A 13404-nucleotide genomic window follows, 5' to 3' on the forward strand; every position below is an offset into this window, starting at 1 on the left:
CACATGCAGCCGGGCAGTCGTCCATTTTTTCAAATATAGTTGAAATCCCTAGCAGGCGGGGGCATGTGCCGTTGCTATTTATCAGCGGGACAATACGCTATGGAGAAGGCAGAGCGATTGGAGGCGTGATATGAAACGCAAAAGAGCTCGTAAACAAGGAACAGCGAAGCGCGGCTCGCATAGCCGCATATCGCGAAGAAAACGCGGCAAGCAGGCGCGAGTTGGAAAAGTAGCAAGGACAGGAAGACGCAAAGGCAAGCGGGGCGGCAGGAAACTGCGCGGCTCGAAAAAAAGCAGGAATAGGCAGAAGGCAATCGAACAGATACAGCTTGCAGTCGAGCCGCCGGCACCGGTCGAGCCGCCTCCAGCACCAATAGATACGGAGCAGTTAAAAGCGAATAATGCGGCATTCCGGCACGGATTGCCCGCAGGGGCACCAATTGTAGAGCTGCTGCGCCGGGTATTCCGGTTGGGGGACGAAGATTTTATATGGGAGCTGTATCGTCAGGTACTCCAGCGCGAACCGGATATCGAAGGCTTCAACGGCCATCGCAGCCATTTGGCCCACGGTACGCCTCGGGCGGTTATTGCTGCGGCTCTTCTTCAGAGTGCAGAGGCGGAAGCTATTTTTTCCCGCGTGCCATCTGGAGAAGCGAATACGACTGCCCACCTGATTCAGCATTTGTTCCCCGCTGCGGATTTGGATTTTATTCATGGCATTCACGTGCAAATGCTCAATCGGGCACCGGATAGCAATAAAGTAGGACGATACACGACGGCCTTGAAGCAAGGACTGCTGCGGCGCGCATGGATAGCGAGCCTTGTCATGTCGAAGGAGTTCGGCCTGCTCATTGAAATGGCTTATTTGCCTCCGCTTGCAGCAAGTGCAGCCCGTGTAAACAGCCGTCAAATCGGTATGTTCCTTTGCTTTGGGGTGCAAATTGCGATGGATGGCGAAGGCATTGGCCGTTTCATCGTTCGTTTGTCGGAAGGTTTACTGGCGCTGGAGCATGAGTTCACACTTCATGTGGCGACAACGGAAGCAAATTATGCCGAGGCTGCGGCTGTTTATGCCCCGCTGCTCGCGGTTTATGGCAATCGCTTGAGGCTGCACCGTACAGACAGCATGGATACGGTAAATCGCAGCGTGCCTGCGGATATATGGATTGTGCCGTATGTAGGGATGGCGCTCGCGCAATATTTGGAAAAACCTTATATGGTTTGTCTGCATGATCTCGTATATTTGCATTTGCCTGAGCTGTACAGCGCGTATACCCAGCATTACCAATATATCCATTCTGTAGCGCAAAAGGTGACGGAAAAAGCGGCGAAGGTAGTCTTCGCTTCCGAATTTACGCGCAATCATGAGGGGTTGGAGTTTCTTAAGCTGGCTGTCCATAAAACGGCTGTCGTGCGCTTTGCAGCGCCGCATGAGGAATATGCGGTTTTTCAAACGCATAGCGAGGAGAAGTTCCGCCATGCCTATAAGCTGGATGGTCCATATTTGACCTTCCCGTCGGTGGTAAGGCTGCATAAAAATCATGAAGGCCTCATCAAAGCCTTTTCGCTGTTCAAGCAGACGGAAGCAGGAAGAGCTTCTGGGATGAAGCTTGTTTTTACAGATGATCTTGGAAACCGCCCGCGGCAGCAGGAAATTTTGGCAGCGCTCAACGAAATTGCCGATCCCGTTATCCGCGGCTCAATTGTGTTTATGGGGCGCATAGCTTCGGCAGATTTGCCTTCCCTATACCGCTATGCCGCAGGCACAATCGTCCCGACGCTCTTCGAGGGAAGCTGCCCTTTTCCTATACTCGAGTCGCTGCTGATGAATACGCCAGTCGCCTTCGGAAGACTGGAAGTGGTGCAGGAGGTTATCAGTGACATGAGCCGCTTCGCAACCTTCCATCCGCATAATATCCAGGAGATGGCGGACGCTATTGCACGTCTGTCACTGGAGGGAAAAGAGGTTGTCCCACTTCAGCAGGCCGCACTTAGCGGCGCGTTGAACAGGAGATGGCTGGATGTCGCAGGAGATTATGCAAACGTCATTGATGAGGTGCAAGCAGCTGCCGATTAGCGCAGCTGCTTGCCATAATACCGCCAATACGTATCGCGAAAAACGTTCAAATAACGCTTTGCCACATCATCCCAGCTTTCAGCTGGATCATGAATGCCCGCTACAGCGGCATTTTTGTATTCATCATAATTTGCAGTCAAATCTTCAAGCGCTTGAACGATGGAATCGGGGCTATGGGGGTTGAACCAGGCGATTTTGGCACTATGCCGCGCCAGATGCTCGCGCATGACCGGAATGTCCGAGCAGAGCACCGGAGTACCGAGGCGAAGCGCTTCTTCGACAGGATAGCTCCCGCCACCTTCTGAAAGGCTGGGCATAATGAGCGCCCAGGCATTTTTAATGAGCGCGGGAATATCCTCATCCCCTACAAAGCCGAGCGGGTAAAGATCACGATTGACGACAAGGCCTGTTCGGCGAATGGTGGAAATGAGCGTTGGAATCCAGCTGTGCTGCGGTGTGCAATCCGGAAACGGCTGCCGCAGCGTTTCAGTTAAATAGCCGGTGAGCACTAGCGGGCATTTCGTGCGCCCCTTCCAGTGGGACAAGGCTTCGAGCAGATTGTTATGGTTTTTATGCGGCGAAGTATTGGATGGGTAAATGATGTATTTGGACGGAATGCGGGCAGCGGTGGCTGGAGAGACCTGGCTTGCATATTGTGCGGCAATCGGTGTAATGGCATGGGGCACAACAGTTGCCGATTGATTGCGGGCGCCGAAATGGGCAATGAGGCGATTTTTCACATGCTCCGAAGAAACGACGACGGACGTGACGTGGTCCAGCCATTTTTTCGATAAAATCCAGTGGCTCTTAAGCTGCTCCCCATCCATAAATGGCGGTACATAATCGAACATCGTCGTATCGTGAAAGGTGCAGACGGTTGGACGGTCAAGCGCGTGATAGGGGTGGGTGTGCGGCCAGTAGTAATAGACGACGTCGATACCGGCGAGCAAATAGGAATTTTGGTCGGAATCGATGCTGTACTGGGTGGATACCATCTCAACCTTGCCTAATGCACGCAGTTCCGCCACGTTGCGTATGAGGGAATCGGGTGAGAGGACGAGCCTGATCTGCTCGACGTCCGGCTGCCTGGCCATAGCCGAAATTAAATTATGGAGCAGTCTCATCCCACCGCCGATGGAAAAATGGACAGACCATACAAGAATCCGCATTGTTATAAACCTCCTGCTGGCGACGATGCTGTCTCCTGCCTAATAGGAAGGATGCCAGCCGTTGCTCCGTGAAATATGATAAGTGTTGCGCTTGCGAATTCAATATATGTTGGCGCGAGGGCAGTTATTCGCAGCAGGAGCAATGTCCAGGCCCGCAGCGGGTCTAAATGCCTGCGAGCTTCAGCACATGTTCAAGCTTATTGATATTAACGACAATATTGTCTGTTCCAACGAAGGGCTTGGGCGGCTGCTCCACCTCGCATACGATTTCATAATAGTCTACGCCAGCATGTGCGCATAGCTTCCAGAAATAAGGGTCAACGAAGGTGGAAGGAGCAAGCTCAAAAAGAGCTGCGCCCGGCTCGCAAAAAGCGATGTTGATGCTGCCGCTCCCGAAGGGAGCCACAATATGCTGCGCTGACGAGAAAATCGCGATTTTCTCTGCGGTAGAGAGCGGTGTGAGGACGATTTCCCTGAAGCCCTTGCCTTTGAGAAAACGGAGAACCTCGTCCTCGTTGGCGACAAAGCGGGCCGCGGCATCCTTGCGGGTAATATAAAGACGCTCAAAGCCTTTTTTGGCTTTCACACGCCGGTCAGCTTTAAGCCGCTTGGCCATGAAATGCGATGCCCACGGCGGACATTTGCCGACCATCAGCGGCACCGCCGGCACGATTAGGCGGTCGGCGAGCAGATGGAAGTCTGCATCCTCGACCTGAATGCACTTATGGAGCGGAATGCCGAGCATGGCGAGCGATTCATAATGAAAGGGGTGAAACAGCTTGCCAATGACATATTTGTCAATTGGAATGCCGCTTTTCTCCAGCAAATGGAGCCTAGGCAGCAGGTCGAAAAACCAGTGTCCAAAAATGTTTTGCGTACACGCCTTAATATGCGGCATGTTCCAGCCCCAAATGAGCGTGGCGACCGTTCCCTTGAAATGCTGAGGCTCTGGCAGTTCCGAGAAATCAATGAGCGGACAGTCGAGCTCGACATCACGCAGCCGCTTATTGTCCGGCGTAACAACATAAGCATTGCTCGTCACCAGCCGTCCGCCAGGAATGGCCGCTACAAAAGCTTCGTCAAAGGCAGAAGTCGTCACCCAGCGGGGCTGATCGATGCCTTTGCCCGAAGGAAGCGTCAGCATTTCAGCTGGGTAAATGACTTGATAATAATAGGAAAGCAGATCGGGAGGGACAGCCGCTTGCTGCGCCCAATCTCTCGTTTTTTCATAAAACTGCTGAGGGATAGTGTAGATAGGGATCGCCTCCTTCAATCCTGATTATGCAGCGCGCTTGGCGTAGCGTATCGTTCTGCGCGCTGCATAATCCTAGAATTGCAAAATATGCTTCTATCTCTAACCGTAATGATCGGCAAGCTCCTGCTGCCGCCCAATGATCGGCTGGAAGCTGGCTGGGCAGCCTTTAGGGAACAGAACACCTAAACCGTTGGAATGCTCGAAATGCAAATGAGGCATTGCCGAAAGCTCCGACCAAAGCCGATAAACACCAAAATCTGCGAGCCGAACAACGGTGTCATGAAATAAAATGATGCCGCCCTCCGCAAGCTTCGGAAGCCAAGTCGTGTAATCGTGCAGAACGGCTTCGTACACATGATAGCCGTCAATATGCAATAGCTGAATGGAACCGTCGGGAAAGGCAGCCAGCGCCTGGTCAAAGGTGCCGCGCAGCGGTGTTCCGATTCCGGGAAATTCACGAGCGCTTACAGCATTGACCGCAGCATACATCGAATCATCAAGCGAACCGTAAGCTCCGGTATGGGCATCGCCCATCCATGTATCCACCGCATAACATGCGCTTTTCAACTGAGCATCCTTAATTGCTTGGCAAAAGCTGAAATAGGATGTGCCGTACAGCGTACCTAGCTCCACAATTAGGCTTGGGCGTGCAAAACGGACAAGATCATAAGCAAATTTTCGATGCCCGGACCAAGCTCCGCCTGCAATAAAGCTTGCGGGAAGCTCAGGTGCTGCATCTGCAATAAATTTCGGGTTGTGAAACGTCCAGTCCATAACATCCCCCTGCCTTGCAAAATAGAAGCATAACTACACTATCCTATGTGCAGCTTGCCAGATAGGATAGGGCAGTTGCGCCAAGTCAAAGCGCACATTTCTCCTCTTTATAGACGTACAGCCGCCGTTGCGCGCGCTTTTCCCCTACATACAATGACAACATAAACGAATATATCCGAATGGATGCGAGGTGGAATAGGTTGAGAAGCCGCAGTAGAAAAAGCGGCCGTGCGGGAAGAAGAACCCCGCGCAGCTCACAAGGCGGCATTCGCCGCCGCACGGCCAGACGTCCGGCGGTCCGCAGGCGCAGACAGCGCAGGGGTCAGGCGCAGCGCGGGGGGGCGCTGCAGCCTGCGATCATCCGAGGAATGTGTGCAAAAGCACAAAACGGCGGGCTCGCAGCGGGCTTAACGACGAGACAGGAGCCTGAGCCAGCCGATGAGCAGCAGCATCTGCAGCGGTTATGGCATAGCTACTGCCTTGCGGCGGGCGGAGCAGCTTCTAAATCAGCATATTTGGCCTGTATGAAGGCCTTCATAGAGGGATATTTTGCCGCTACGGGAAGCCCGGCGCCAAATTGGGTGCTGCTGCCGACTAATCGGACGGTGGCGGCGGTCGTGATGGCGATGAATGAAGAGGAATCCATGGCTTCCATGATTCGACAATTGGAGAGGCTTCCTCTACATGAAATCGTCGTCGTCGTGAACGGCTCGACCGACATGACGGCGAGCAAAGTTCGGGAGAGCGGCAAAGCTGTACTCATTCATTACGCTGGAGCACTCGGTCATGATGTGGGACGGGCGGTGGGCGCAAGAACAACGGTTTCGGATATCGTATTGTTCGTCGATGCGGATATTCCGGTTGCTGCGGAGCAATTGCTGCCTTTTATTGAAGCAGTCGCTGGAGGGACGGATATGGTGCTCAATAATTTATCATCTTATATGGGAAATTTTTCGGGAAGAGATGAAGTTATGATGCTGAAGGAGTTTATTAACCGCTCGGTGAACCGGTCCGATCTTACGGTTAATTCCTTGACTGCCGTTCCGCATGCGCTCTCCCGCAAAGCGATTGAGGCGATTGGAGCAGCGCATCTGGCCGTTCCGCCGAAGGCGCAGGCGATTGCGCTCCGATATGGCCTCAAGGTAGGTACAGCGAGCATGGTGGATGTCATTCGACATAATCGGCTGCGTCCGGGAAATGTAGGCATGGGCAACCAGGTAGCGAGGCTTATTGTAGGCGACCATCTGGAAGCACTGGCGTGGATGATGAACGCGGGAAATGCCCGCCTGCAATATACGGACGGAGTAAGGGATCGCAGAAGTGCTGGCGGAGGAGGGGAATAGATGCTGACCAGTATTATTATTCCAACCTACAACCGCTTGCCGCTGCTGCAGGAGGCGATTTATTCCATTCGCAGCAGTACACCGGAAGCTTATGAGCTGATCGTTGTGGATAATGGCTCAACGGATGGCACAATCGAATTTTTACGTGAGCAGCATATTACATTTGTCGGCTTGCCGAGCAATCAGGGCTTTCCCGCCGCCTGTAATTGGGGGCTGCGTCTGGCCCGCGGGGAGCAACTGCTGCTGCTGAACAATGACGTGCTAGTGGCGCCTGGTTGGCTTGGCAAGCTGAGGCAAGCTTTATGCAGCAGCAAGCAGGTTGGCATCGCGGGGCCGATGTCCAACTTTGTAAGCGGCAGGCAGCAAATCAAAATGCGCGGCAATTATATGGAGATGGCGGAGCAGCTTGGCACAGAGGCGGCAGGCAATTATGAGGAGGTCAACCGATTGGTTGGCTTTTGCCTGTTGTTTTCACGGGAGCTGATGGACCGAATTGGTCTGCTGGATGAGCGTTTCTCGCCAGGCCATTATGAGGATGATGACTATTGCTATCGTGCGCGGCAAGCAGGCTACCGACTGCTGATGGTTAAGGATACATTCGTTTATCATCATGGCAGTGCAAGCTTTAAACAGGAGGGCGAGGATGCGGTAGAGCGTCTGCTTGCCCGCAATCGGATGCTGTTTTCAGACAAATGGGGCGTGGATCCGCAGCAGTTTATTTAAAATATAGGAAAGGATATCGTAAAGCTATCCTTTCTTTATATTTCTCGGAATGAAACGCGCTGCGCCGCCAAAGGCCGGCGACAGCCGTTTCACCTTGACCAAATCCAAATTTTGCACCAAAGCAGGAGGTGTTCAGCATGAAAACAGCGAGAAGGCGCAAAGCCTCCAGCATTCCGATTAAGCGGCGGAAGAGGCGTGCCGTTTCAAAGAGGAAAAATCGCTTGGCAAAGCCCGACAAGCCGCAGGCGGCTAAGGCACCCTATCAGGATGGTTATCAAATCGGTCATCAGGAAGGCTACAGCAAAGGCTATGAAGATGGAAGCAAGCAGGCAGAGGAAGAAAAGACAGACCACTCACACGGCTGGGAGCTCGCTGAGAAGGCTGGCTACGAGAAAGGGCTGAAAATCGGACGCTACGAGGGCGGCGATGCCATCATCGACGAGCAGCTGCCGGAAACTCATGTGCTTCCAGATACATCCGTAGCACAGGTAATCGCATCGGGCATCGCTGCGCTAGGAGAACGCATCATCCACCTTTTGACTGCTGAGCAGGTGGCAGGGCGATTGCTGGAAGCGCTGGAGCAGCGCAAGCCGCTATCTGTCGTGCGTCTTGGTGATGGTGAGCTGTTGACGCTGGCACAGGAGAGTGTGCTGCCGACTGAACAGATTCGCCAGGAGGGCGGGTTTTTAGAGTATGCCGGAGTGAAGGTGCCGGACATTGCTGCACGCGACCGCTTGCTGGCAGCGGTAAAGCGGGCTGACATTGTAGGCATTCCAAAGCTGCGGCAGCCGAACTACCAACGGCTGGCCACGGACGTTTTTCAATCGTATGGCATTGACTTTCGCAGCAAAGTGCTGACAGATTCGCTCGTCAATTATCGTTTGTATCAGGACGGTCATTTGTCCCGCCTGATGAAAGGACGAAAAGTGCTTGTTGTTGGGAATTTGGCGCAGCCGCTCGCCGAAGTGCTCGCTGAGAGCGGCGTGGCGGTTGCAGGAGCTGTTGCGCAGGTTCAAGGAATCCATGATGTGGACCGGGTGATGGGGGAGATCAGAGGGCAAAACTTTGATCTGGCGTTAGTGTCAGCGGGCATTGCGGCTGTAATCCTTGCGGATGCGATAGCAGCAGAAATGGGCAAGGCTGCGCTTGATTTCGGCCATATGGCTAATGCAATCATCAAAGGGGAGGCGCCATTGCAGGCTTAAATCGGTGGCAGCAGCGTTAATCAGACTCTTTCTCCTCATAATTAAGCCGGTGAAGCGAAACTCCACCGTAAAGCTCTTTCTTAAAGCGATCTTATGTAAACCGTCCCGTGAGGGACGGTTGTTTTGCTGTAATGGACGCAGCAGCTTAGGAAGGGATAGTGCCAATTGTAGCAGTAAGCGACGAGTAAGTGATGTCAGCTGTAGTACCTGCCGCGATGACGACGCCCGATACTGTAACTTGCAGTTCGTACGTGTGACTGCCAGCAGCCAGACCGCCGTTGAAGTAAGTGATCGGAATCGCTCTTTCTAAAGAGAACAATCCGAGCAATGTGATTGCAAGCAAGTCGGTGCTTACTACTGTAGCTACAGTGACGCTATCTTGCAGCAGGTCTACAGTAATGGTCGGGTTGAGCGCTACAACCAGAAGAGCAGTAAAGTTAAGGGATACATTAACGGTACCTTCAATAATCACCTGGTTGGAAGTGGCCGTTACCGGAACAATCAGAGTTGCAGCAGTGACAGCTGTAGCAGCAGCTGGGATAGCAGTCGGAACAGCACCTTGGATACCTACAACATGAGAACCGGGACCAGCAGGTCCAGTTGCGCCTGTTAGACCAGTCGCACCAGTAGGTCCTGTTGGTCCGGTAGGGCCAGTAGGGCCAGTCGCACCAGTAAGTCCTGTAAGGCCAGTTAAACCAGTTAATCCAGTTTCACCCATAATTGATTCATCTCCTTTCAATCATATATCACATCATATGTTGATAGAGCGTAATAGCAACGGTATTTGTCCAAGAATAATCGTATATTTTACAAAATGATAGATTCTAAAGTCTGACTCAAGCGATCCGATCAGTCTTCTCCTGGAAAATGCAATAAAGGCGGCGATAAATGCCCGATTTGCGGCAAGGGCAGGCAATTCGTCCACTATGAAAGCTCTAGCAAAGCATACGATGTTGAAGAGACGATACTATACTTTCGGCACCGGCTATGGTAGGAAGGAGCTGCACATTGGCTACACGCACATGTATAATAGAAAGCCATTTATTTTGGGGTGAACCGGCATGAAGGCGGTTATTATGGCAGGGGGAAAAGGGACGCGCTTTTGGCCGAGAAGCACGACGGCAAAGCCGAAGCAGTTCCTTTCCTTAACATCCGGCGAGGCAACCATGCTGCAGGAAACGTACAGCCGTTTTCGCAGCTGCTTGCCGGAGGAGGATGTTTATGTAGCAGTAAGCCGCAACTATTTGCCGCTTGTTCGGGAGCAGCTGCCGCAGCTTAGCGAGGAACAGCTCATTATTGAGCCGGAGCAGCGGGATACAGCGCCTTGCATTGCGCTGACGGCGAGTTTTTTTCAGAAACGGGGATTAAATGAAGTCATTGTAACGGCTCCTTCGGATCAATACATTCCAGATGCTGCCGAACTGATGGAGGCGCTGCGGGCAGCGGAACAGGCAGCTCGGGATGAAGGCGTTGTCGTAACGATGGGGATTGTGCCAACAAGAGCAGAGACGGGATACGGCTATATTGAAGCGGGTGAGCATGAAGATGGCAAATATGGGCCAGGCATTAAGACGGTAAAAGCCTTTATCGAGAAGCCGACGCTCTCGCGGGCGGAGGAACTGATCGCGATACCGAATATGTACTGGAACAGCGGTATTTTTATATGGAAGCCGTCGACTATTGCAGGTTACATGCAGCTTTACCAGCCAGATATGTGGCGTGTTTTTGAACTTGAAGGAGAGCAGCTTGCAAAAGCTTATGTGCAGCTGCCGAAGCAATCTATCGATTATGCACTGATAGAAAAGCTGGAACGACTGTATACGCTGCCGATTGCTTTTACATGGGACGATGTTGGCGTGTGGACGTCGCTTGAACGCATATTCGGGGCGGATGCTGATGGGAATATTTTGCTCGGGAAAATCTATCCGACGGGCACGAGCAATAGCATTGTTTACGCGGAGGGGCAGCGGGTGCTAGTCATTGGCGTTGATAATCTGATCGTCGTATCGACGGACGAAGGACTGCTGATTTGTCATAAAACACAGGAGCAGGCGGTTAAACATGCGATAGCCGCGATGGATGCTGAGCGAGAGGGAGGCATGCCGTGAAAGCATTGATTACAGGCATAACCGGCTTTGCCGGAAGCCATTTGGCAGAGTATTTGCTGGCGCATCAAATGGAAGTGTCCGGCACCGTAAGAAAGACCAGCAGTATTAAGCATATCGCTCATTTGCTGCCCGCTGTGAGGCTGTATGAATGCGAGCTGACTAATGAAGCCGATGTGAAAAAAATGATAGCGGACGTTAGGCCGGACATGATTTTTCATCTGGCAGCGCAAAGCTTCGTGCCAAAGTCTTGGGAATCGCCGCTTGCGACGATCTACAACAATATTGCCGGGCAAATTCATTTGCTGGAAGCTGTACGAAAGGCAGGAATCAACTGCAAGCTGCTGCTCGCCTGCTCTAGTGAGGAATATGGCCAGGTAGACACGCAGGATATTCCGATTAAGGAAACGACGCCGCTGCGTCCTCTCAGTCCCTATGCTGTCAGCAAAATTACGCAAAATTATTTAGGCTACCAATATTATCGCAGCTATGGGATGCATATTGTATGCATGCGAACTTTCAATCATACGGGACCGCGGCGCGGCGAGCAGTTCGTAACCTCCAACTTTGCGAAGCAAATCGTCGAAATCGAACGGGGACTGAAGCCGCCCGTTCTATATGTGGGCAATTTGGAGGCAAAGCGCGACTTTACCGATGTGCGCGATGTTGTGCGAGCGTACCACTTGGCTATTGAAAAATGCGAGCCTGGAGAAGTATACAATATTGCATCGGGAAGCTCGCGGGCGATTGGCGAGATGCTGCAGACGCTGGTCGGCCTTAGCAGCAGCACCATTTCGATTCAGGAAGACCCGGCGCGGCTGCGGCCTGCGGATGTGCCCGAGCTAGTCGGCGATTATTCTAAATTTCATCATCGTACGGGCTGGCGTCCGGAAATTCCTTTTGAGCAGACGATGCAGGATTTGTTAAGCTACTGGCGGGCGGAATTAGGTTAGGCTGCATGTAGAATGACCACGTCTGTGGGGAACAGCATAGCTTGGAGTACTTTTTGGCTAATACCCTCTAGACGGAAAATCGGACGGCGGCTTTATCGTTGTCTGATAAAGGTGTAGAGGGTGTTTTTACGTTGCTATTATGTAATTGCTAAGCAGGCGTGGTGGAGAACTGAGCATAAGCTGGAAAAAGCAAACTGCCCCAGCATTTACGCCAGAGGCAGTCCGTGTCTCGTGTGATTTTAAAGTTAGAGAAGCGTAAGCTCGGTCAGGCGTGCGCGGATCATGCCGCCAACCGCCTGCGGCGAAAAGGACGTATGAATCGTATGCTGCCCTTGCGCTGCAATGGCTTGGCGCCACTCCGGCTCTTGAATAAGCCTTTGCATATAAAAGGCGGCATGATGCACATCGGGTTCAGCCCAAGTCTGATATCCCTGATACGGTCCCCAATCGGTGCCGACTTGCACCAGCTCGTAATTGACGGGACAGGAATTGGTCTCGTTCATAAAGTCGGTATTGCCGGACCAGTTCGTGCCAATGACCGGTTTCCCCAAATACATCGCTTCTGCGAGGCCCAGTCCAAAGCCTTCAGCGCGATGCAGCGAGACGAAACAATCCGTGACACTCAGCAGCGAGTTGACTTCCAGGCGGGAGAAAATACGATCAATAATAAAAATATTGCTGTGCTCGGCAGCGAGCTGCTGCAGCGGTTCTATATCCTCCGGGCGGAAATTCGTATTGTTGACCTTGAGTACGAGTCCGACCGTTGGATCATTTTTCGGAAAAGCGAGCCGGAACGCTTCTATAACAGCTTGCGGATTTTTGCGATGCGTATAGCTTTGTACATCGTACATCATCATGAATAGGAAGCGATCGGTTGGCAGTCCAAGTGATTCCCTCGTAACCTCAGGAGAAGTCTCAACCTCCACGCCATGAGGGATGATGACGACAGGGACAGGTGATTTCTGCACGACCGAATCAAGCACGAAGCGGCTGGATACCCACACCTCCTGCACCAGCTTGAACGCTGGAACGAACTTTTCTGGAAAATCAGGGAGCTCCCAGTGCCAGTAGCCAATATTGTAGCGGTTGTGGAACAGGCTGCGTCCAAAATGGTCCATAGCCGGCGCCATATAATCCGCATTCATATGAAACAGGTTCGTGTTAAAGGGGCGGTCTTCTGTTTTTTTATGCTCCCAGCTCATATCCGACATCCGGGTAGCGACTTGAAGCGGGAAGTTTAAAATGCCAAAAGGAATCTCGGCTCGCTCAATCGCTCTTGCCGCAAGTCTGGCCGATTCGCCAATGCCCATTTCCGCATGAATAAAGCCGACAAGATTTATGCCCTGTGCGGTCCAAGGCTGCGGATCAATTACCTCTTCGGCAGATGGGTGATCTTCTGCTTGACGGGTCTGTTTGACTTGCTGCGATAGGCTGGAGGAGGCGCGATTTTTTGTTTTTCGAAGGCCGCCGTTATTTTTCTTTCTGCGTTCGGCCCGCCGCTTGGCCCGCGGTTTGATAGCTTTGCGTTTACGGCGTTTGGCCAGAAGCGATTTTGTGGAAGAACTGTGCTGCTTGCGTTTGGCGGACGTTTGATGTCGCTTGCGCTTAAGTGATTTGGCCACTTGTTTCCTTCCTTTCTCGTCATTTGCATGTGGAGAAATCGTTAGCGGATACGCGCTTGACTATATTGTATTCACAATGGACCTCAGATTCATGGACAATGACCTAATGGATAGTAAAAAGCGGCGTATGACTAGAAGCATGCAGAATGTGCGGCAATAACCGAGCGGTACTCATCGA

At 52.3% G+C, this 13404-nt stretch carries 11 protein-coding genes; 6 read left to right on the forward strand and 5 right to left on the reverse strand.

All coding sequences use genetic code 11. The annotated features are described in order from the left end of the window. The first annotated feature begins 130 nt into the window (after positions 1 to 130). A complete protein-coding gene (locus AC6B99_RS13180; RefSeq protein WP_494863985.1) occupies positions 131 to 2077 on the forward strand; it encodes a DUF4214 domain-containing protein in 1947 nt (648 codons plus the stop codon). On the opposite strand, the gene AC6B99_RS13185 is transcribed toward AC6B99_RS13180, so the two are convergent. From AC6B99_RS13185 to AC6B99_RS13195, 3 genes are all read right to left on the reverse strand, one after another. Beyond that, positions 2074 to 3246, reverse strand: a complete 1173-nt coding sequence (locus AC6B99_RS13185; RefSeq protein WP_494881207.1) for a glycosyltransferase — start codon at positions 3244 to 3246, stop codon at positions 2074 to 2076. The genes AC6B99_RS13180 and AC6B99_RS13185 overlap by 4 nt on opposite strands. Before the next feature lie 163 nt (positions 3247 to 3409). Next, positions 3410 to 4519: a glycosyltransferase family 61 protein gene (locus tag AC6B99_RS13190; protein ID WP_327204931.1), complete on the reverse strand. Its 1110-nt coding sequence runs from the start codon at positions 4517 to 4519 to the stop codon at positions 3410 to 3412. A gap of 81 nt (positions 4520 to 4600) precedes the next feature. After that, the gene (locus tag AC6B99_RS13195; RefSeq protein WP_056038397.1) at positions 4601 to 5275 is read right to left on the reverse strand and encodes a class I SAM-dependent methyltransferase; all 675 of its coding nucleotides are present in this window, start codon (positions 5273 to 5275) and stop codon (positions 4601 to 4603) included. 200 nt (positions 5276 to 5475) lie between these two features. Between AC6B99_RS13195 and AC6B99_RS13200 the strand changes: the two genes are divergently transcribed. The 3 genes from AC6B99_RS13200 (at position 5476) to AC6B99_RS13210 (ending at position 8546) form a co-directional block, all read left to right on the forward strand. Beyond that, positions 5476 to 6618 carry a glycosyltransferase gene (locus AC6B99_RS13200; protein ID WP_496663515.1) on the forward strand — a complete coding sequence of 381 codons (1143 nt, stop codon included), beginning with the start codon at positions 5476 to 5478 and terminating at the stop codon, positions 6616 to 6618. Beyond that, positions 6619 to 7341, forward strand: coding sequence for a glycosyltransferase (locus tag AC6B99_RS13205; RefSeq protein ID WP_494881210.1), 723 nt, complete (start codon positions 6619 to 6621; stop codon positions 7339 to 7341). It begins immediately after the preceding gene. Positions 7342 to 7478: 137 nt separating this feature from the next. Next, positions 7479 to 8546, forward strand: coding sequence for a GT-D fold domain-containing protein (locus AC6B99_RS13210; RefSeq protein WP_496663516.1), 1068 nt, complete (start codon positions 7479 to 7481; stop codon positions 8544 to 8546). A 145-nt stretch (positions 8547 to 8691) separates the two neighbouring features. Here AC6B99_RS13210 and AC6B99_RS13215 read toward each other — a convergent pair whose 3' ends face one another. After that, positions 8692 to 9264: a hypothetical protein gene (locus tag AC6B99_RS13215; RefSeq protein WP_056038390.1), complete on the reverse strand. Its 573-nt coding sequence runs from the start codon at positions 9262 to 9264 to the stop codon at positions 8692 to 8694. A gap of 343 nt (positions 9265 to 9607) precedes the next feature. Between AC6B99_RS13215 and AC6B99_RS13220 the strand changes: the two genes are divergently transcribed. Both AC6B99_RS13220 and AC6B99_RS13225 read left to right on the forward strand, forming a co-directional pair. Beyond that, entirely contained in the window at positions 9608 to 10654 is a 1047-nt protein-coding gene (locus AC6B99_RS13220; RefSeq protein WP_056038387.1) for a mannose-1-phosphate guanylyltransferase, read from the forward strand. Beyond that, positions 10651 to 11604: a GDP-mannose 4,6-dehydratase gene (locus AC6B99_RS13225; protein WP_496663517.1), complete on the forward strand. Its 954-nt coding sequence runs from the start codon at positions 10651 to 10653 to the stop codon at positions 11602 to 11604. Before AC6B99_RS13220 ends, AC6B99_RS13225 begins: the two co-directional genes overlap by 4 nt. Positions 11605 to 11849: 245 nt before the next feature. Here AC6B99_RS13225 and AC6B99_RS13230 read toward each other — a convergent pair whose 3' ends face one another. Beyond that, positions 11850 to 13226: a glycosyltransferase family 4 protein gene (locus AC6B99_RS13230; RefSeq protein ID WP_235533220.1), complete on the reverse strand. Its 1377-nt coding sequence runs from the start codon at positions 13224 to 13226 to the stop codon at positions 11850 to 11852. Positions 13227 to 13404 lie beyond the last annotated feature (178 nt).

This window comes from Paenibacillus liaoningensis, from assembly GCF_059609455.1.